Source organism: Aestuariivirga sp. (assembly GCF_046093005.1).
Lineage (GTDB): Bacteria > Pseudomonadota > Alphaproteobacteria > Rhizobiales > Aestuariivirgaceae > Aestuariivirga.
In genome coordinates, this window is record NZ_JBJTER010000161.1 from 1 (window position 1) to 20,455 (window position 20,455).

Sequence of the window (20,455 nt, forward strand, 5' to 3'; positions counted from 1 at the left end):
CCAACGAAGTTGGGGGAGGTGAGGGCGCTGCCGCGACACTCCGTGAACGGATGAAAAACAACACCCCCGGTTCAAGCCTGGGGGTGCGCTCTCAGCACCCTCTCCACCGCCGTGCTGTCCAATTCCGCGTGCCGCTCTTCCGGCATCGACACGAACAATCCCGCCGCCGCGCTGGCGAAGCGGCAGGCAGTCTCCAGCGCGTCGCCCCTGGCAAGCCTTGCGGCCAGCGCGCCGCAGAAGCAGTCACCCGCGCCGTGGCTTGACAGCAGCGTCACCGGCAGCGCGGGAAGGTCGAACCGCGTCCCATCGCGCCTCATCGCCATCAGCCCGTCGCCGCCGCGGGTCAGCACCACATCGCGCGCCGGCGCATGCAGCGCGCCGAGCGCCCGGGCCGGATCGTCCTCGCCCGTCAGCATGCGGGCCTCGACGCGGTTCACCACCAGCACATCGGTGAGCGCCAGAAGCTCCCCGCTCAGCTCCCGGGCCGGCGCGGCATTGAGCACCACGCGGGCGCCACGCGCCGTCGCGGCCCGCGCCGCCACCAGGTTCACGGGCTCCGGCACCTCGTTCTGGAGGAGCAGCACGCGCGCCTGCCAGAGCGGCGCCCAGTCGGCGGCAATCGCCGCGGCATCGATTGCCACATTGGCGCCGGAGACGGCGACCGCGCCATACTCCCCCGCCGCCTCGGTGATGGCGACGCTCATGCCGCTGCCCCGGGTGGGGTCCACCCCGACATGGGCGATGCCGACCCCCGCCGCCGCCAGGTTGGCGGTGAGTGTGCGGCCGAAATCATCCTCCCCCACCCGGCCGCCGAAACCGGTGTGGGCTCCGAAGCGGCCGGCGGCCACCGCCTGGTTGCCGCCCTTGCCGCCACATTTGAAGTGCCAGGCGGAGCCCATCAGGGTCTCGTCGCGGGCCGGCAGGCGGGGGGCCGCCACCACAATGTCCAAGTGCAGGCTACCGACGACTGCAACCTCAATCATGGGCGGCCATAGAGCGCGGCCTGCACGATGCGCTGGCTTCCGACGGCATCCTGGGCCGCAACAAACCGCATCAGATTCGCATCATTCCGCAACGTTTTGACAACATGCATCATGCCCTCCACGGCGGCGATGTTGGCGGAGCATTCGGCCACCGGATCGAGGCCTATGGCATCCGGGAAGGTGTCGAAATAGATGGCCTTCCGGTAGCCAAGTTTTTCAAGCACATAGAGAAGCTCGATGGTCTGGATGACGTGCACGCTGCCGGCCACCAGCCCGTCGTCCCGCTTGCCATAGCCATCATTGAGATGGACCCCCAGAAGCCTGCTGCGGCGGCTGATCAGGGAAGCAGAAAATGCAGGCATTTCATCGGCATAGAGCACATGCGCGAAGTCCAGCGTCACGCCTGTGTTGGCGGCCCCCACATCGGCAACCATCAGCAAGGTGGTGGCCACGTCGGGGAGCAGGCTGAAGGCCCGGGGCTCATTCGGCTTGTATTCGATGGCGATGTCGATCGCCTTGTTATGATTGGCAATTTTCTCCAGTGCCGCGGCCGTGTCATCCCACAGGCGTAAGTAATCCGCCTGGAAGGAATAGTCGAAGCCGTCCTGGCCCAGCCACAGCGTCATGAGCGTGCCGCCCGCTGCCGCCAGCGCGTCAAGCCCTTGTAATGTCAGGTCAATTGCCTTCTGCCGGATGGTTTTGTCGGGGTGCGCGAGGGCCCCCTTCTTGAAGCCCGGATCGCTGTAGTAACGCATCGCGAAGCCGTTGAGGCCAATGCCCAAGTCATTGAGAGCTTTACGGATTTCGGCCGGGCTCGTGCCCTCCAGATGATCCGGGTAGTTGAAATCGACGGCTGACAGGCCGGGAACCGTCGCCGCCCGGGCCATCATGTCGATGGCGGTGATGCGGTTTCGCGCCGGGAAGGCCGCCGCGGCATCGGCTTTGAAGGCGTTAAGCCTTGTGGCATAAGCGAAATTCGTGTTGGGCGTGGTCACGTCTGCCTCTTGGCTTGCGCAGGTTCTGGCGTTCCGTTACCAAGTCAGGAGAAAAAATCCACCTGAGAAATCAATGGGAGAACGCCATGTCCGGCAAATTCGCGAAGATTTTCAAGACCAAGAAGCCGGTGATCGCCATGGTGCATTTCGGCGCCCTGCCGGGCGCGCCCCTCTATGACGCCGAGGCGGGGCTGGACGGGCTCCTGCAGGGCGTGCGCAAGGACTTGAAATCATTGCAGGATGCCGGTGTCGACGCGGTGATGTTCGGCAATGAGAATGACCGGCCCTATGAGTTCAGGGTCGATGCCGCCTCCACCGCCACCATGGCCTATGTCATCGGCCAGGTTCGCCACGAAATCAAAATACCTTTTGGCGTCAATGTCTTGTGGGATCCGATGGCGACCATGGCACTGGCGGCGGCGACCGGGGCGGCCTTCGCGCGCGAAATCTTCACCGGAACGCACGCCTCCGACATGGGAATGTGGCTGCCGGATGCCGGCGCCGCCATGCGCTACCGTGACCGGCTGGGCCGCAGGGATTTGGCCTTAATGTATAATATCTCAGCGGAATTTGCCTATTCGCTGGATCAGCGCAGCCTGGCCGACCGGGCCCGCAGCGCGGTGTTCTCGTCGATCCCGGATGCCATTCTGGTGTCCGGCGTCATCACCGGCGAGGCCGCGGCGCTCTCCGATCTCGAAGCGGTCAAACGCGTCGTGCCGGATGTGCCGGTGCTGGCCAACACCGGCGTGAAGCACGCCACCGTCGCCGATGTCTTAAAGATATCAGATGGTTGCGTCGTTGGCTCGTCGCTGAAGGTGGATGGCAACACCTGGAACCCGGTGGACCCGGCGCGGGCCAGGGACTTTATGGACAAGGCCCGCCGGGCGCGGGGAGACTGAGCCATGCAGGACCGCATCAAACGCTGGACCGAAGCCCTGATGATGATCCCGGGGCTATCGGGCTTTGAAGGCAATGTCCGCCGCTATCTCAAGTCCGAGCTCAAGGCCTTGGGAATAAATACAAAAACCGACATGCTGGGCAATCTCATCGCCACCATCGAAGGCGATGCCAGCCTGCCCTCGGTGATGCTGATCGCGCACATGGACCAGCTGGGCCTGATCGTGCGCAAGATCGAGGCGTCGGGGCTGCTCCGGGCCGAGCGCGTCGGCGGCGTGCCGGAGCGCGCGCTGGCCGCGCAGGAAGTGCTGCTGTGCCTCGGGCAGGGCCGCACGCTGCCTGGCATCATCGCCAACAAGAGCCACCATGCCACGACGCCGGAAGAGAAATACCGGGTCGTACCCTATCAGGAGCTTTACATCGATTGCGGCTTCGCCTCCGCCGCCGAGGCAGTGGCCGCCGGCGTCAATGTCGGCACACCCATCGTCTATGCGCCGCGGGTGCTTGAGCTGGCCAATGGCAGGCTCGGCGGCACCTCGGTCGATGACCGCGCCGCCTGCGCGGTGCTGCTGGAATTGGCCCGCGCCGCCAAAGACTTGCGCCGTCTTCCCACCATCCATTGCGTGTTCTCGGTGCTTGAGGAATTTAATCTGCGCGGCGCCATCACGGCGGCGCAGGTCATCCAGCCCGATATCTGCATCCAGCTCGATCTGGCGCTGGCCACCGACACGCCGGACATGGGCCACCGCGGCGATGTGCGGCTGGGCGCCGGCCCCGTTATGAGCATGTTCAGTTTTCACGGCCGCGGCACGCTCAACGGCTGCATCCCGCATCCCGCCCTCGTGCATCTGTTTCAGTCCGCGGCGGATGCGGAAACTATTCCGCTGCAGCGCAGCGCCCATATCGGCGCATTGACGGAAACCTCCTATGTTCAATTGGTTGGCAAGGGCGTCGCATGCATCGACATGGGCTTTCCGGCGCGGTACACGCATTCGGCGCTTGAGGTCTGCGACCTTGCCGATCTCGAATCGCTCACCCGGCTGCTGATCGCCGCGGTGCGGCGCATCGATGCCGGCTTCTCGCTCGACAGGGATGACGACATCGAATGAAACTCTATCTCGGGGTTGACGTCGGTACCTATGAAACCAAGGGCGTGATCGCCGCGGCCAATGGCGACATCATCGCACAGGCGGCCCGCCCGCACCGCATGAAGGTTCCCGCACCCGGCTGGGCCGAGCATGACGCGGAGCAGGATTGGTGGGGCGATTTCGTCTTTGTAACCAAGAAGATGCTGGCAGAGAGCGGCGTTCCGCCATCATCCATCGCGGCAATCGGGACGAGCGGCATCGGCCCGTGCATGCTGCCCGTGGACCAGGCCGGCACGCCTCTGATGAACGCCGTGCTCTATGGGGTTGATACCCGCGCCAGCCAGGAGATCGCCGACCTCAACGCCAGCATCGGCGAGGACACCATTCTCGACCGCTGCGGAAATGCCCTGACATCGCAAGCGGTTGGGCCTAAAATCCTATGGCTGAAGCGCCACCGGCCGGAGGTTTTCGCCAGAACCCACAAGATCCTGAATTCGACGTCCTACCTGGTCTTCCGGCTCACCGGGCGCCATACCATCGATCACTACTCGGCGGGCAATTACAGCCCGTTCTACATCATCGACCGGCAGGGCTGGCATGACGAGCTGGCGCCTGGCATCGTTTCCATGGACGTGTTTCCGGAGGTGATGTGGACGACCGATATTGCCGGCGCCGTCACCCGCCAGGCCGCCGCCGAGACTGGACTCATGGAAGGAACGCCGGTCATTGCCGGCACCATTGATGCCGCAGCGGAGGCGGTGAGCGTCGGCGTTGCCAGTCCCGGCGAGCTGATGCTGATGTATGGCTCCACCATCTTCATCATCCAGATCACCGGGAAACGGGTGCGGGACGCGAGGCTGTGGTATTCGCCCTGGCTGTTTCCGGGCCAGCATGGCGCAATGGCCGGCCTTTCCACCGCTGGCACGCTAACCCATTGGTTCCGCAACAATCTTGCCAAGGAACTTAATCCGGAAACCGCCTTCGCCGAGCTCGCGGCGGAAGCGGCCGCCTCGCCGCCCGGCGCCAATGGCCTCGTGCTGCTGCCCTATTTTTCCGGCTACCTGACACCCAAATATGATGCGCGCGCCAAGGGCCTGATCTTCGGGCTTGATCTCACCCACAGCCGCGGCGACATGTTCCGCGCGGCCCTTGAAGGCATCGCCCACGGCACCCGCCATGTGCTTGATACCTATGCCGATGTCGGCCACGCCCCGCGCGCCGTCTATGCGGTGGGCGGCGGCACCAAGAACCGGGTCTGGTCACAGGCGACCTCCGACATCGGCGGCATCACGCAATCGCTGCGCAGCAAGACCATCGGCGCGTCCTATGGCGATGCCTTCCTCGCGGCGCTGGCGCTGGGCGATGTGACGTTGGCGGACATCGACCGCTGGAACCCGATTGCATCATCGATTGCACCGCAGCCGGACCTCAAGCCGCTCTATGATCGCCAGCACGCTGTATTCCTTGGGCTTTATCCGGCGACCACGCCGTTTCTGTGAGGCCTACTTGACAGCGCCCGTGGTCAGCCCCTTGACGATGTAGCGCTCGAGGAAGATGCCGATCACGATCAGCGGCAGGATGGCGGCCGAGGCCAGAGCCGCCATCGACCACCAGGAAATGCCCTGCGAGCCGGTCTGGCTCGCCACCATCACCGGCAGCGTCTTGGCGTGGCTGGAGGTGAGGAGGGCCGCGAAGAAATACTCGTTCCAGCAAAGTATGACCGAGAGAATGAAAGCCGCCACCATGCCCGGAAGCGCGATCGGCAGGATGATGCGGAAAAAGGCGCCCCAGATCGAGCAGCCGTCGACAAGTGCGGCCTGTTCCAGTTCCAGCGGGATGGTGTCGAACTGGTCCTTCATGATCCAGATGACGATGGGCAGCACCGACAGCGTATAGATCAGGATCAGCCCGATCATCGAGTCGAGCAGCGCTAACTCCTTGTAGAGCACCAGAAACGGCATCGCCAGCACCACGGGCGGCAGGATCAGCTGCGACAGGAAAAAGAAGGAAATGTCGCGGTTTTTCCAGATCTTCCATTTGTACTGGAAGCGGCTCAGGCCATAGGCGGCGGTGGAGCCGAGGATCAGCGCCAGGATCGACGCCCCCACCGAAGCCTGGATCGAATTCCAGAAGCGCTTCACGAATTCGGCGCGCGGTGTTGACTCGGTGAAGATCGTGTCCGGCGACAGACCGATGGCCCTGAGCCCCAGCCAGGCCGGCTTGAAATCGATCCACGGGAAGATGTGCCCAAGCTGCACGTCTTTCGCCACCTTGAAGGTGGTGGTGAACGTCCAAAAGATCGGGAACAGCGCGATGATCGTCCAGATGATGAGGGCTGAATAGATCAGGATGCGGGACAGGGTGCGCGGCATCAGGCATGCCTCTGCATGAAACGGCTTGTCGCCCACAGCAGGAGCGCCAGGAATATAATGATGACAATGAGATAGACCTCGGCGATCATCGTGCCGTAACCGACATTCGAGCGGTCCTTGTATTCGCGGAAGATGAAGCTCGAGATCGTGTCGGTGGCGCCGCCGGGGCCGCCGGAGGTGGTGTTGATGACGATATCAGCGAGCTTCAGCTGGAAGATGATGCGCAGCACGATGGTGGTCATTGAGACCGGCAGCATCAGCGGGAAGGTGATCTGCCAGAAGCCCTGCCAGCCGGTCGCGCCGTCGACTCTGGCGGCCTCCTGCACGTCCTTGGAAATGGCCTGCAGCCCGGCAAGAATCATGATCATCATGAACGGGATCCACACCCAGGCGTCCATCATGGCGATGGTCGTCTTGGCGAGCCAGGGGGAGGTGAGGAGCGAGGGATTCTCCCAACCCAGCCAGCGCAACAGGTTGGTGACCGGGCCGAAACGGTATTCCAGCATCGATTTGCCGATCATCCAGCTCACCGCCACGGGCGACAGCATGAAGGGCAGCAGGAAGGCGACGCGAAAGAACTTCTGGGCCTTGATGTCGGCATTCAGGAGCAGCGCCAGGCCGAAGGCGATGGCATATTGCACAATCACCGTCGCCACATAGAAGACCATGTTGCCGAGCGCGTTCCAGAAATAGGGATCGCCCCACAGCTGCCGTAGATTGTCGAGACCGTTGAACTGGCGGCCGGTGGCCGATTGCAGGTTCCAGTCCGAGAAGGCGATGAAAAACCCGAAGAAAGTCGGAAAGATCACCAGCGCGAGGGTGAACAGGATGGCCGGGAGCACGAAGAGCGCCCGCCAGCCCATTTCGCCGTCGCGCAGAACGAGGCCCCAGCACAGCGCGGCGCTCCACGCGATATAGGCGAACAGGATCGGCTGCCAGTTGGGAAACCCGATGGATATCAGGCCGAAGGCGTAAAGTACTTCAACGAGGATGAGCAACCCCAGCAGCAGCGTCGCGCCCCGGATCAGCAGACTCCCGAGACGCTGCCGCTCCGGTGACACGGCGGCGGCGACGGCATCCTGGCCGGAAGCTGCGGAGGAAACGGAGCTCATGCTGGTCGTCGGCCCAAGCCTTCAACAAAAAAGGGCCGGCAGCATGACGCCGCCGGCCCGCGTTGCATCCCTTAGGCGCCCAGAGAAGCCTTGTAGAGCTTGACCTGGTTGTCGCGGCCAAGCTGATCGGTGATCTTCTCCCAGGCGGCGGCAATCGAATCCGCGCCGGCCTGCGCGGTCATCTGGCCGGCATAGATCTTGGCCAGTTCGTCCTCGGCGACCGAGTAGTACTGGAAGATGCCGGGGATGCGCGGCTCGATGGCGGCGTTCGGATGGTTGTAGGAATTGGCCTGTGAATCGAGGAAGTTCTTGATGAACGCCTCGTCATAGCCAGCCGCCGTCCATTCCGCGACGTTGAAGTGGCTGTTCCGGTAGGGCTGGAAGCCCGACGGATAGGCCGCCATCCACAGCGAGATGTCCTTGCCGCCGAGATGCGCGGCGAGCGACCAGGCTGCCTTCTGCTTCTTCGGGTCAGCATCGACACGGGCCATCACATAGATGCCCCAGCCGATATAAGCCATGTTGGGCGCGAAGTTCGGGCCCGACGCGAGCTTCTCCCACTGGCCGGTCTTGGCGTTGTAAACGTCTTCCGAACCGGGGAGGATGTCGAAGGCGGTCACATCGCCAACGACCGAGCTGTCGTTGGTCTTGACGTTCGAGCCGATGTCGCCCCACCAGGCCAGCATCGAGCCCGTTCCGGCGAGGAACTGCTGGAAGCCCGTCGTGCCGGGGTCGGCGTTGAGCTGGTCGGCCGGCAGGCTCGGCAGCGAGTCGATCACGTCCTGGATAGCGCGCACCCAGGCCGCATTGTTGACCATGGGCTTCATGGTGTCGGGCTCGAACAGGAACGCCCGGTCGCCCGGATACTTGGCATAGGCCGTGGCGCGCGAGCCAAGGAAGTAGAAGGCGAAGCCGCCCCAGCCCTTGCACGGGTCGAGGTAGCCGTAAAGGTCCTGGCCGTTGAGCTTCTTGCCCTTCAGGAACTTGGTATAGGCGTTGACCTGCTGCCAGGTCCGGGGCGGCCCCCATTCGCCGGCGCCGCCGGACTTCTTCCACTCCTCGGCGAGTGCCGCATCGGCGAACACGTCGGACCGGTAGTTGAAGTTGTGGCAGTCACCGTCGCAGGACACGCGATAGGTCTTGCCATCCCAGGTGCCGACCGGGGCCTTGAGGTAGCCGACATAGTCGTCCATGTCGATCTGCTTGGCCACCCAGTCCGGCATGACCGAGGCCAGGCCCTTGCCGCAAACGTCGCCCTCGAAAGGAGCGCCCATTTCGATGACGTCGAAGTCCACCGTACCGGTGGCAATCGACTGCTGCAGACGGGCGTTGTAGTCGGCCTGCGCCAGGTCGATCCAGTTGATGGTGGCGCCGGTGTAGTCAGCCCAGGCCTTGGACAGGCCGCGGAACAGCACGTTGTGGACGTTCTGGTTGTTGAGGCCCATGAAGGACAACTCAACCCCCTTGAACTCGCCTTCCTGGACGTTCTGCTTGGTCGGCCCGAGGCACATCTCGCCGACCTTCTGCCAGTCGGCATCGGTCGGCTGACCGGCGCCAACGCCAGGGATTTTCAGGATGGCGGCGCGCAGGTCGTCCTGGGCGAAGGCCGTCTTGACGCTCAGCGCCGGGCCGCCGACGGCGGCCATGGCGGCGGCGCCCGCCGCGCCCTTCAGCACGTTACGGCGGCTCATCATCAGATTGTAGAGATCAATTCTCATAGTCTTGGGTCCTCTGTTCGCGCGTCCATGATCTGGGAAGGTTTCTGCCACAGCCTTGCGCAGCCGTCACTGGCCGCGTCAGGAGATGTGCGGTTTGGTGTTGAACGCTGCAGTGACTATGCAAGAACGCTGTGCGAAGTCAATGAACTGCAAGGTTGAATCGCCGTAAGGTCGGCGACTTGTCATGCAGTGCAATATATGCGCTGCAACATCGTTTTCAGGTCAGCCGCAATCCAGTCTTGGCGTCGAACAGGTGAACAAGCGGCAGGTCCGGTGACATGGCGATAGTCTCTCCGGGTTTCACCGAAACCCTTTCGCGGAACACGCCGATGATCTTCTCGCCTCCCAACCGGGCGATGACCTGGGTTTCAGCCCCTGTGGGCTCGATGACCGTCACTTCGGCCCTGAGATCGCCGCCCAGCGTCAAATGCTCTGGGCGGATGCCATAGACTGCCTCGCGCCCCTCATGCGCGGTGGGCAGGGTGGGAAGCGGCAGCCTGGTGCCGTCCCTGGTTTCGAAATGGGAATGGCTTCCGGTCCGTATCGTTCCCTTGAACATGTTCATCGCCGGAGAGCCGATGAAACCGGCGACGAACAGGTTGGCCGGACGGTCATAAAGCTCAAGCGGCGAGCCCATCTGCTCGACGATGCCGTCATGCAGCACGACGATACGGTCGGCCATGGTCATGGCTTCCACCTGGTCGTGCGTGACATACACCGTTGTGGTCTTGAGGCGTTGGTGCAACTCCTTGATTTCGGCGCGCATTTGCACGCGCAGCTTGGCGTCGAGGTTGGACAGGGGCTCGTCGAACAGGAACACTTGCGGGGCCCGGACGATGGCCCGGCCCATGGCCACGCGCTGGCGCTGGCCACCGGAAAGCTGGCGCGGGTAGCGGTTGAGATAGGGCACCAGATCGAGAATTTCGGCGGCCTTCTTCACCCGTGCGTCGATCTCGGCCTTCGGCGTCTTGCGCAGCTTGAGCGCAAAACCCATGTTCTCGGCCACTGTCTTGTGCGGATAGAGCGCATAGTTCTGGAACACCATGGCGATGTCCCGGTCCTTTGGCGGCAGGCCATTGACGACCCGCGCACCGATCTTGATGTCGCCCTTGGTGATGTCTTCCAGTCCCGCGATCATGCGCAGAAGGGTCGACTTGCCGCAGCCCGAAGGCCCCACCAGCGCGACGAATTCCCCATCCGAAATGGGAATCGACACGCCATGGATCACCTCGTGGTCGCCGTAGCTCTTGCGCACATCAACGATTTCGACCGAAGCCACCCTTGATCCCCCTTTTTGTTCCGGGGACTTGCGCCCCGTGATCCGGTGCCGGAGACTAGGACAGCTTTGCCGCCCCGTCGAGGGCCTACCGGAGATACCCCGCCCATGCGCTATGAAATGATGCTGCCCCGCCAGATTCGCGCCGCCATCGCGGCCAAGACGCCCGTGGTGCTGCCGCTGGGCGTGCTCGAATATCACGGCGAGCACATGGCGGTGGGCATGGATACGCTGGCCGTCACCCGGGCGCTGGACATGCTGGAACAGGAAGCGGAGATCGTGATCCTGCCGCCGTTCTATTATGGGGCGGCGAGCTATGCGGTGGAGCCGCCGGAGGGAACCGGGTCGGTGCATGTCGACTCAAACGTTCTCCATCCCTTCGCGCGTGAACTGTTCACCGGCCTGCTGCGGGTGGGCTTTCGTAATATCCATGCCTTCATTCATCACCAGTCCGAGAATTTCGCGGTGGGCATGCCGACCGACCTTTCCTTCAAATTCGGTGCGAGGCAGGCGATTTTCGCCTTTCTCGAGAAAACCCGTGGTGAAGGCTGGTGGGGCGACAGCAAGATGGCCGACTATTATGCCCAGCAGTCCGGCGGTGACGATCCCTTCAACTGGATCAAGATTCATCCGCTGATGACCGCCGACACCATTGCCGAATATCCCTTTGACCATGCGGGTGAAGGCGAAACCTCGCTGATGCTGGCGATGTGCCCCGAGGCCGTCGACATGACCAGCTTCTCTGATGAACGCTGGTATGTGAAGAGTGCCGCCCGGGCCTCCGCCGAGACCGGCGCGCGCGGGCGTGACCTGATCCTCGCCCATATGCGCAAGGCGCTGGGGCTGGCCTCATCCGCATGACAGGTGAAGACGATTTCGAGATCTTCCTCGCCGCAACGCCGGGACTTGAACCGCAGCTCTGCGCGGAAGCCAACGCATTGGGGTTCAAGGCGCCGAAGGCGGTGGTGGGCGGGGTCGTCGTGCGTGGTGGCTGGCATGAGGTCTGGCGGGCCAATCTGGAATTGCGCGGCGCAAGCCGGGTGCTGGCCCGCATCGGCGCGTTCCGGGCCATGCACTTGGCTCAGCTTGACAAGCGGGCGCGCAAATTCGCGTGGGGTGAATATCTGCGCAAAGATGTTGCGGTGCGTGTCGAGGCCAGTACGGCGGGCTCCCGCATCTATCATTCCGGCGCGGCGGCACAGCGCATCGCGCGTGCCATTTCGGAGGAACTGGGCAGCCCGGTGACCCCGGAAGCGGAGGTCGTGGTCAAGGCCCGTATCGAGGATGATCTCTGCACGCTCAGCATCGATACGTCGGGGGAGTTGCTGCACAAACGGGGGTATAAACAAGGGGTTGGCAAGGCGCCGATGCGCGAGACCATGGCCGCGCTGTTGCTTCGGGCCTGCGCTTTTGACGGCACGGAACCGGTCGTCGACCCGATGTGCGGCTCCGGCACGCTGGTGATCGAAGCGGCGGAATGGGCGGCGGGCCTCAAGCCCGGCCGGGACCGGCGCTTCGCCTTCGAGCAGCTTGCCTCTTTCGATGCCGGCGCGTGGCAGGCGATGCGGCAAAGAGGATCACGCCGTGTGCCTGACGTGATGTTCTTCGGCAGCGACCGCGATGCCGGCGCGGTGCGCCAGGCAGAGGATAATGCACGCCGCTCCGGCGTTTCGGCGTTCACCCGGTTCCGCTGCCAGACGGTAAGCGCCCTGGAGCCGCCGGATGGCGCCAAAGGCCTGGTCATCGTCAATCCGCCCTATGGCACGCGGATCGGCGAGAAGAAGCCATTGTTCGCGCTCTATGGGGCCTTAGGACAGGTGCTGCGGGAACGTTTTCCCGGCTGGCGGGTGGGGATCATCACCACCGATGCCGCGCTCGCCGCGGCCACCGGACTTCCGTTCCTGCCATCCGGACCGCCGGTGTTGCATGGCGGCCTCCGGGTCACGCTGTACCGGACTGGCAGTCTGCCCTGAGCGTTTCGTCCGGGCCTTAAGACCAGCTCAGCGCAAATGCGCCGACCGCCACCAGGATGATGATTGACGCGACGATCCAGTGCTTGGCCGTCCAGTCATGCAACAACATGGCGTCTGCCCGTTCCTATTCGGCCCGCTTCGGGGTGAAGGCCTGCACCATGAGCTTGGCCTGGCTGACTTGCTCCGGAGTCATGGTCCTGGCGATTTCGTCCCGGTAGGCCGCGGCATTGTCGAAACCAGGTTCACCGGAACACAGTTCGAGCCACATATAGGCGGCGATCGGATCCGGCTTCACGCCACGGCCCTTCCAATAGGCGAGGCCCACCTCATATTGCGCCTGCGGCTCGCCCTGGTTGGCGGCCATCAGCAGCCAGTTCATGCCGGCGGCCTGGTCCTGCTTGACCACGTCGCCGCCCTTCATCAGCCACCAGCCGAGCTTGAGCTGCGCTTCGGCGCTGCCGTTTTTGGCGGCTTCGCCCCACCAATAGATGGCCTGGGCGTTGTCCTGCTCAACACCGTTTCGGTTTTCGCCCTTGAGGCCCCAGCTGCGCGGTCCATACATCTCGCCGATCAGGTAGGCGGCCTCCGCGTTGCCCTCCTTGGCAAACGGAAGCAGCAGAGACAGCGCCTTGGCATAGTCCTCGCCGCGGAAGGCCGTCATCCCGTCCTCGTAGCTGCCGGCCAGCGCCGTGCCATGAATCAGTCCGATTAGGCCCGCTGCCAGCAGGCCGGTACGAAGGGCAGATTTCATCGGCAACTCCCTACAAGTATTCTCTTTCCTAAGGCAGGGTGCAGGCCGGGGCAAGCCCTACCCTTTGAAACAGCCCGAAGAAGACCCTAATCTATGGTCTAAGGCGGTGGACCCGGGTGTCCGGCCGCTCTGGTTCTAGGCCGCGGTCAGCCCCAGCGGCTAGAAACAAGGGACCGCCAACAGGCAACCGATTTCGCGAGGATATTCGACCCATGCGCATGACCACCGAAGAGGCTTTCGTCAAGGTTCTCCAGATGCACGGCATCCAGCATGCCTTCGGCATTATCGGATCGGCCTTCATGCCGATTTCCGACTTGTTCCCCAAGGCGGGTATTACCTTCTGGGACTGCGCGCATGAAGGCTCGGGCGGCATGATGGCCGACGGCTACACCCGCGCCTCCGGAAAGATGTGCATGATGATCGCCCAGAACGGGCCCGGCATCACCAATTTCGTCACCGCGGTGAAGACCGCCTATTGGAACCACACACCGCTCCTGCTGGTGACCCCGCAGGCCGCGAACCGGACCATCGGCCAGGGCGGCTTCCAGGAAGTGGAGCAGATGGCCCTGTTCAAGGACATGGTCGGCTACCAGGAAGAAGTGCGGGATGCCTCGCGCGTGGCTGAGGTGCTGAACCGCGTGATCATGAACGCGAAACGGCTTTCCGCGCCCGCCCAGATCAACATGCCGCGCGATTTCTGGACCCAGGTGATTGACGTCGAGCTTCCCGCCATGGTGGCTTTCGAACGTCCGTCCGGTGGCGACGAGGCGATCGCCGCGGCCGCCAAGCTGTTGTCTGAGGCCAAGTTCCCGGTGATCCTTAACGGTGCTGGCGTGGTGCTCGGTGGCGCCATCCCGGCCTCCAGGGCGCTCGCTGAACGGCTGACGGCGCCGGTTTGCGTCGGCTACCAGCACAATGACGCCTTCCCGGGGTCGCATCCGCTGTTCGCGGGGCCGCTCGGGTATAATGGCTCCAAGGCCGCGATGGACCTGATCAAGCAGGCGGACGTGGTGCTGGCCCTCGGGACGCGGCTCAATCCGTTCTCGACCCTTCCGGGCTACGGTCTCGACTATTGGCCGAAGGACGCGAAGATCGTCCAGGTCGACATCAATCCGAACCGCATCGGGCTGACCAAGAAAGTCACGGTCGGCATCGTCGGCGATGCCGGCAAGGTGGCGGAGGCCATCCTCGCCAAGCTTTCGCCCGCCGCGGGCAACCACGGCCGCGACGAGCGCAAGAACCTGATTGCCACCACCAAATCGCGCTGGGCCCAGCAACTCTCCTCGATGGATCATGAGGAAGACGATCCCGGCACCACCTGGAACGAGCGGGCCCGCAAAGCGAAGCCCGACTGGATGAGCCCGCGCATGGCATGGCGGGCCATTCAGGCAGCGCTTCCCAAGGAGGCGATCATCTCCTCCGACATCGGCAACAACTGCGCCATTGGCAACGCCTATCCGAGCTTCGAGCAAGGCCGGAAATATCTGGCGCCTGGCCTGTTCGGCCCCTGTGGCTATGGCTTGCCGTCGATCGTCGGCGCCAAGATCGCCTGCCCGGATACGCCGGTCGTGGGCTTCGCGGGTGACGGCGCCTTCGGCATCGCTTGCACCGAACTGACGGCGATTGGCCGCAAGGAATGGCCGGCCATCACCATGGTGGTGTTCCGCAACTATCAGTGGGGCGCCGAAAAGCGCAACTCGACGCTCTGGTACGATGACAATTTCGTGGGCACCGAACTCGACAACCATGTCTCCTATGCCGGTGTCGCCAAGGCCTGCGGCCTGGAAGGCGTGGTGGCGCGGACCATGGACGAACTGCGCGATGCCCTCGCCAAGGCCGTCGAAGACCAGATGAAGCACAAGAAGACCACGCTCATCGAAGCGCTGATCAACCAGGAACTGGGCGAGCCGTTCCGCCGCGACGCCATGAAGAAGCCCGTGGCGGTGGCTGGCATCGATCCCAATGACATGCGCCCGCAACTGGTCTGACCCCGCCCGGTCACGTTTTCGCTGCAATCACTTGATGATACGGTCTCCGAGACCACGGGAGACCGCATGAGTTCCGATTCCAAAGACAGCCGCCGGGCGTGGCGCGACATCATCCTGCAGATGACCGCCACAATCATGATCCCGCTCACCATCGCCGGGACCGGGCTCTATTTCACCCGATGGCAGCAGAATGTGAACGATCTCAAGACGATGATCGATCTCATCAGCGACGATAAGCGGGAACGCCAGAAATACGGCGTTGCCATGTTCGAGTATCTGCTCAAGAACGACAAGGTGCCGGTGGAGTTCGTGGCGGCACAACTCGAATATGCCAACAATGCGTCCGATCCGACCCTGCTCAGCGCCATGGAGCGGGCACTGAGCAAAGCCGCGGAAGTCAACGACCGGGTGCAGGCGGTGTTTACCGAGGCGGTGGGCCGGCTGCCGTCCCGCATTTTCGTCAATGTGATGAACGAGCAGCAGCGCGCCTGTTTTTCGAAGCTTCTCTCCTCGCTCAAGGATAATGATGGCGCGTTGATCACCGTGCCATCGATTTCGCTGGCTAAATGGGACGGCAAGGTCAATGAAATCCGCGCCATGAAGGACGAGGACGTGGCCAAGGCCGAAACCATCGCCAATTGGCTGCGCGGGTTGGGCTTCGAGATCGAGGTGGTGAACCTCACCAACCGCTGGTCCGGGGCAGCCAAGGTGCGGCCCAACACATTCGAAATCTGGTTCGGCGACAAGGATCTGCCCCCGGTCTGCACCGGCAAGCAGGTGCCAACAACCGGCAATTGATCAGCTGCCGAGCCGATAGGCCCTGATGCCGTTGTCGTGGAACAGCTTGCGCTTTTCCTCAGGCGTGCAAGCCGCCGTGGCCCAGTCCAGCACCTCAAGCCAATCGGTGTATTTTCCGGCGAGTTCCGAGACCGGCCAGTCGCCGCCATACATGATGCGGTCGAAGCCGAAGCTGGCAATGGCGTGATCGATGTAGGGGCGGAGCTGGTCGCGCGTCCAGTGCGCGTGATCGGCTTCCGTGGTCACGCCGGAGAGTTTGCACTTCACATTGGGGAGTTGGCCCAACTCGCGGATATGGGTCTTCCATGGCTCGGAGAGGCCATCCTTGATGCCGGGCTTGCCGATGTGGTCGAGGATGAAGGAAACCTCAGGGCATTGCCGCACCAGCTTCAGCACCGCCGGAAATTGCGGGTGATAAATGCAGATGTCGAAGCTCAGATTGTATTTGGGCAGAAGCTTCACGGCGGCCACGAAGTCTGGCTTCACCGCGAAATCCGGGTCGGGCTGGTTCTGGATGAGGCGGCGGATGCCGCGCATTACCGGAAGCTTTGCGAGCCGGGCCATGTCCGGCTCGATGGCGGGACCTTTTTCCAGGGGCAGGCTGGCGACGCAGCCCTTGATCCGCTTGTCCTTTTCAGCAAGCGACTGCACCCAATCTGCCTCGTCGAGATGTTGCGGCATGTCGACGTCGACCTCCACGAACACCAGGCTTTCGACAGTGTAGGGCTTGGCCCGTTCCTCCAGATCGGCAACCGACCAGTCTCGCCCCAGCTTCGGTGCGCCGGCTGCCCAGCTGTATTTGAACCGCTTGATGTCCAGCAGATGGACATGGGTATCGGTAATGGCAAAATCGATCATGGCGTGGCCCTCCCGTGAATTGGCTCTTTTCGAAAGACTATCCCATCATCACACGGCGGTCACGCCTCCGCTCCGCCTGAGAATTCGTTCATAGCAGCCAGCAGCCGCGACACTTCGGCAAGGGTGTTGTAATGGCTGAAGGATACCCGCACGCAGCTCGAAAGCCCCAGCGGGTTCAGCACATTGCCGCTGTAGTGATCGGCTTTGCGGGTGTGGGTGCGAAGCCCACGCTCATTGAGAAACGCGACGATATCTTCGCTTTTCCGGCCGTCGATGGAAAACGAGATCACCCCTTCGCGGCGGTCATTGCCGGCGCCGCCGATCAGCTTCAACCCGGGGATTTGCGCAAGGCCCGGCAGATTGCTGGCGCCATGGACCATCGCTTCGGCAAGCGCATGTTCATGGCCGTGAATGGCTTTTGCCGCGGCCTCCAGCCGCTGGCGGCGGTCTGGCGTATCGGTGAAATGGCCGCCGAGCCAGACGAGATAGTCCACCACGCGGGAAAACGTGGCGTAGCTCCCGGCATCCCGGGTTCCCAGTTCCCAGTTGTCGGCAGGGCCGCCCAACAGCGTTTCCTTCGGCAGTGCGGTCAGCCGATCGGAGGCCCAGCCGATGCCATAGCCATGGCGCGAGAACACCTTGTAGGGCGAGATCGCGTAACCATCGATACCCGCCCCCGCAATGTCGACTGCGCCGTGGCTGGCGTGCTGGATGCCATCGACGATGATGAAACACTCCGGTGAGACCTTGCGGATTTGAGCGGCGATGGCGGCGATGTCGGCGCTCATGCCGGTGACCGGAGAGGTATGGACAATGGTGGCGACGCGCACATCGGGCGTCAGCAACTGGAGATAGGCGGCAGCTGAGATCGCGCCGGTGTCGTTATCATGCGCCGCCAGCACGTGCCGCCGCCCCGTGACCTCTGCCCAGTGCGCCATGGCGCTGCGGGTTGCCGGGTGCTCCAGCGTCGAGGACAGCAGGATGCCGCCGGGTCTGGCGCCGACAGCCGCCGTACGGATCAGCCGGAACAGCATTTCAGTACCGCTTTCGCCGACGAAAACGCGGCCATCGGGGGCGTTGAGGAACAGGCGCATATCCGCCTTGCCCTGGTTGATCACCGCCATCAGAGCCTTGGAGGCCGGATTGTCCCGCCCCTGATTGTCCGGGTAAGAGGCGAACAGGGCTGAATCTTCCACGACCGAGTTCAGCGTCAGCGCGCCCCCCGCATTCTCGAAAAAGACCCGCGGCCCGGAGAATGGGCAGGCTTCGACATGGGCGAAGCGGCCGCGCACCGCCTCCATCAATCCCGGAATCTCGGTCAGCATCTTCACGTCCTTTTCTCAAGCCCAGGAAATGCGTTTCTTGCCGGGCGCGTTGGCGATGTCGGCCAGCGGCCGCACCTGGTCCATGTGGCCGCCGAGCGCGGCATAGGCGCTCCTGGTCATGGTGAATTCGATGGGCGCCACCAGGGCAGGCGTAGGCACCGATCCAAAGGCGTTTCCGGGCAAGGCCGTCACGTCCACCATATAGGTGATGCCGCCGCCCGGCCAGATGTAGCAGGGGGCGCCGCCCGCCGTCACCCGGGTCACCGCCTGCCGGACGGATTGGGTGAGCAGCACCGGGTTTTCGGTGACGCCGGCGCGCAGTGACCCGCCAGCCCCGGCCATGAACAGCACGCTGGACAGGGCTGGCTCGCAATTTTCCTGAATGCGCTGGACCGACTGCCACAGCGCCGGCGGCAATTCCTTCTCCACCGGCCGCAAGGCGTCGTCGAGCTCGTAGAAGGCGAAGTGCTCGCCGGTCGTCGAGACCATCAGCAGCCGCAGCCCGGGCCAGGCCTCCGCTGCATCGAAGGGCTTCAGAATGGTGAGCGGATCAGTGAGGTCGGTGCCACCCCAGCCGGTGCCCGGTTGCGCCACCTTGAAATAGCGCCCCGGCGTCGAGCGGTGGCCTTTCATCTTGATGCCGGTCTCGGGCACGCCCAGGAATTTTCCCGCCTGGTGCTCGGACAGCACACCGGTGATGTGGTCGTCGACCACCACCACCTCATCGACCAGCCCCATCCATTGTTTGGCGAACATGCCGATGGTGGCCGATCCGCAGCCCACCCGCATGCGCTCTTCCCTGACACCATTGATGACGGGCGCCTTGCCGGCGGCGATCTCGACGGTGGCGCCGCCATCGACGGTTACTTCCACGGTCTGGCCATTGGCCAGCGCCAGCATGCTCTCGCAGGTGACGCGGCCCTCTTTCTTGGAACCGCCCGTCAGGTGCCGCACGCCGCCGAGGGACAGCATCTGCGAGCCATATTCGGCCGTGGTCACATGGCCGATCTGCTCGCCCGCCACGCGCACCGCCGCGCATTCGGGTCCAAGGTGGCGGTCGGTGTCGATTTTCACCTTCAGGCCGCAGTAGCTGAAGATGCCCTCGGTCACGACGGTAACCATGTCCACGCCGTCGACCTCGGACGCGACGATGAAGGGGGCCGGCTTGTAGTCCGGATAGGTCGTGCCGGCGCCGATGGCGGTCACGAAGGTCTCCGGCTCCCGTACCAGGCGGCCGTCCCAGTCCCGCGCGGAGGGAAGAAACGGTACCAGCTCACCGCCACGCGCCACCGTCCGCTCCAGCAGCACATGCGGGTCGACGCGGGTCAGGACGCCGCCCTTGTTGGCATAGCGGTCACAGGCGCCGAGCATGCCCTCGCGGATGTAGCAGAGCACGGGGCAGGCATCGCAACGGATTTTTCCGGGTTGGTCGTCCATGGGCAATTCCGGCGGTCTTCTCGCAACTGCGATACAGCAGTTGACAGTACCGTGATCATCCCATATTTTTCATTTGTATACAAACAAAATCCCGGCATGGAGCTGCCCGATGAGTGCGTTGTTCGAGGAGGAAGTTCTGAGTGTCCACCACTGGACCGACCGGCTGTTCAGCTTCCGGACGACGCGCTCGCCCTCTTTCCGGTTCGAAAACGGCCAGTTCACCATGATCGGCCTGCCGGTCGGCGGAAAACCGCTGCTCAGGGCCTACAGCGTGGTCAGCCCCAACTATGCCGACGAACTCGAGTTCCTGTCGATCAAGGTGCCGGACGGGCCGCTGACCTCCAGGCTTCAGCACATCAAGGCCGGCGACAAGATCCTGGTCGGCCGCAAGCCGACCGGAACCCTGCTGATCGACAATCTGCTGCCCGGCCGCAACCTCTATTTGCTGGCCACCGGCACCGGGCTTGCCCCCTTCATGAGCCTGGTGAAGGAACCCGCCGTCTATGAACGCTTCGAGAAGGTGGTGCTGGTGCATGGCTGCCGCTTTGCCGCCGAGCTCGCCTACAAGGGCGACATCGAGAACCGGCTGCCGCAGGATGAACTCCTCGGCGAGGAGATCCGCGCCAAGCTGCTCTACTACCCGACCGTGACCCGCGAGGACTTCCGCCATCGTGGCCGTATCACCAAGCTCCTGGGCGAGGGCCGGATCGCGGCGGACCTCGGGCTTCCGCCGATCGATGCCGTGCAGGACCGCGTCATGATCTGCGGCAGCCCGGCGTTTCTTGCTGACATCACCCAGCTGCTCAGCAGCCTCTCGTTCAGCGAAGGCAGCAGCAGCGAGCCGGGCAGCTACGTCATCGAAAAAGCCTTCGTCGAGCGCTGAG

Annotated in this window: 18 protein-coding genes; 8 read left to right on the top strand and 10 right to left on the bottom strand. The window is 63.5% G+C overall.

Features of this window, described 5'->3' with window-relative positions; all coding sequences use genetic code 11:
* Positions 1-71: 71 nt before the first annotated feature.
* Positions 72-938: a PfkB family carbohydrate kinase gene (locus ACKOED_RS13625; protein ID WP_408917146.1), complete on the bottom strand. Its 867-nt coding sequence runs from the start codon at positions 936-938 to the stop codon at positions 72-74.
* Between the two features lie 41 nt (positions 939-979).
* Entirely contained in the window at positions 980-1,978 is a 999-nt protein-coding gene (locus tag ACKOED_RS13630) for a sugar phosphate isomerase/epimerase family protein (protein ID WP_408917147.1), read from the bottom strand.
* 86 nt (positions 1,979-2,064) lie between these two features.
* On the opposite strand from ACKOED_RS13630, the gene ACKOED_RS13635 reads away from it, so the two are divergent.
* The 3 genes from ACKOED_RS13635 to ACKOED_RS13645 are packed head-to-tail and all read left to right on the top strand — an operon-like array spanning position 2,065 to position 5,462.
* Positions 2,065-2,877: a BtpA/SgcQ family protein gene (locus ACKOED_RS13635; RefSeq protein ID WP_408917149.1), complete on the top strand. Its 813-nt coding sequence runs from the start codon at positions 2,065-2,067 to the stop codon at positions 2,875-2,877.
* Positions 2,878-2,880: 3 nt separating this feature from the next.
* Complete coding sequence (locus tag ACKOED_RS13640) at positions 2,881-3,984, top strand: M42 family metallopeptidase (protein WP_408917151.1); 1,104 nt, start codon at positions 2,881-2,883, stop codon at positions 3,982-3,984.
* On the top strand, positions 3,981-5,462 hold the full coding sequence (locus ACKOED_RS13645) for an FGGY-family carbohydrate kinase (RefSeq protein ID WP_408917153.1): 1,482 nt from the start codon (positions 3,981-3,983) through the stop codon (positions 5,460-5,462). Before ACKOED_RS13640 ends, ACKOED_RS13645 begins: the two co-directional genes overlap by 4 nt.
* Positions 5,463-5,465: 3 nt before the next feature.
* On the opposite strand, the gene ACKOED_RS13650 is transcribed toward ACKOED_RS13645, so the two are convergent.
* The 4 genes from ACKOED_RS13650 to ACKOED_RS13665 all read right to left on the bottom strand — a co-directional run bounded on the left by ACKOED_RS13650 (position 5,466) and on the right by ACKOED_RS13665 (position 10,444).
* On the bottom strand, positions 5,466-6,335 hold the full coding sequence (locus tag ACKOED_RS13650) for a carbohydrate ABC transporter permease (protein WP_408917154.1): 870 nt from the start codon (positions 6,333-6,335) through the stop codon (positions 5,466-5,468).
* A complete protein-coding gene (locus ACKOED_RS13655) occupies positions 6,335-7,447 on the bottom strand; it encodes a carbohydrate ABC transporter permease (RefSeq protein WP_408917155.1) in 1,113 nt (370 codons plus the stop codon). Before ACKOED_RS13655 ends, ACKOED_RS13650 begins: the two co-directional genes overlap by 1 nt.
* Before the next feature lie 71 nt (positions 7,448-7,518).
* Positions 7,519-9,165, bottom strand: a complete 1,647-nt coding sequence (locus ACKOED_RS13660; RefSeq protein ID WP_408917156.1) for a twin-arginine translocation signal domain-containing protein — start codon at positions 9,163-9,165, stop codon at positions 7,519-7,521.
* Between the two features lie 217 nt (positions 9,166-9,382).
* On the bottom strand, positions 9,383-10,444 hold the full coding sequence (locus ACKOED_RS13665) for an ABC transporter ATP-binding protein (protein ID WP_408917157.1): 1,062 nt from the start codon (positions 10,442-10,444) through the stop codon (positions 9,383-9,385).
* A gap of 105 nt (positions 10,445-10,549) precedes the next feature.
* On the opposite strand from ACKOED_RS13665, the gene ACKOED_RS13670 reads away from it, so the two are divergent.
* Together ACKOED_RS13670 and ACKOED_RS13675 are read left to right on the top strand one after the other, a co-directional pair.
* Positions 10,550-11,302 (top strand): creatininase family protein, encoded by a 753-nt coding sequence (locus ACKOED_RS13670; RefSeq protein WP_408917159.1) that lies wholly within the window; start codon positions 10,550-10,552, stop codon positions 11,300-11,302.
* The gene (locus ACKOED_RS13675; protein ID WP_408917160.1) at positions 11,299-12,414 is read left to right on the top strand and encodes a class I SAM-dependent RNA methyltransferase; all 1,116 of its coding nucleotides are present in this window, start codon (positions 11,299-11,301) and stop codon (positions 12,412-12,414) included. The genes ACKOED_RS13670 and ACKOED_RS13675 overlap by 4 nt, the downstream gene beginning before the upstream one ends.
* 124 nt (positions 12,415-12,538) lie before the next feature.
* Here ACKOED_RS13675 and ACKOED_RS13680 read toward each other — a convergent pair whose 3' ends face one another.
* Positions 12,539-13,165 (bottom strand): tetratricopeptide repeat protein, encoded by a 627-nt coding sequence (locus tag ACKOED_RS13680; protein ID WP_408917162.1) that lies wholly within the window; start codon positions 13,163-13,165, stop codon positions 12,539-12,541.
* 212 nt (positions 13,166-13,377) lie between these two features.
* Between ACKOED_RS13680 and xsc the strand changes: the two genes are divergently transcribed.
* A complete protein-coding gene (xsc, locus tag ACKOED_RS13685; protein WP_408917163.1) occupies positions 13,378-15,153 on the top strand; it encodes a sulfoacetaldehyde acetyltransferase in 1,776 nt (591 codons plus the stop codon).
* Positions 15,154-15,219: 66 nt separating this feature from the next.
* On the top strand, positions 15,220-15,951 hold the full coding sequence (locus ACKOED_RS13690; protein ID WP_408917164.1) for a hypothetical protein: 732 nt from the start codon (positions 15,220-15,222) through the stop codon (positions 15,949-15,951).
* Here the strand turns inward: ACKOED_RS13690 and ACKOED_RS13695 are convergent, their stop codons facing one another.
* From ACKOED_RS13695 to ACKOED_RS13705, 3 genes are read right to left on the bottom strand one after another with little or no spacing between them, the layout of a single operon-like run.
* A complete protein-coding gene (locus ACKOED_RS13695; protein ID WP_408917165.1) occupies positions 15,952-16,809 on the bottom strand; it encodes an amidohydrolase family protein in 858 nt (285 codons plus the stop codon).
* Positions 16,810-16,868: 59 nt separating this feature from the next.
* Positions 16,869-18,134 carry an aminotransferase class V-fold PLP-dependent enzyme gene (locus ACKOED_RS13700; RefSeq protein ID WP_408917175.1) on the bottom strand — a complete coding sequence of 422 codons (1,266 nt, stop codon included), beginning with the start codon at positions 18,132-18,134 and terminating at the stop codon, positions 16,869-16,871.
* Positions 18,135-18,149: 15 nt separating this feature from the next.
* On the bottom strand, positions 18,150-19,571 hold the full coding sequence (locus ACKOED_RS13705; protein ID WP_408917166.1) for a 6-hydroxynicotinate reductase: 1,422 nt from the start codon (positions 19,569-19,571) through the stop codon (positions 18,150-18,152).
* A 109-nt stretch (positions 19,572-19,680) separates the two neighbouring features.
* Between ACKOED_RS13705 and ACKOED_RS13710 the strand changes: the two genes are divergently transcribed.
* Positions 19,681-20,454 carry a ferredoxin--NADP reductase gene (locus ACKOED_RS13710; RefSeq protein ID WP_408917167.1) on the top strand — a complete coding sequence of 258 codons (774 nt, stop codon included), beginning with the start codon at positions 19,681-19,683 and terminating at the stop codon, positions 20,452-20,454.
* The last annotated feature ends 1 nt before the right edge of the window (position 20,455 follow it).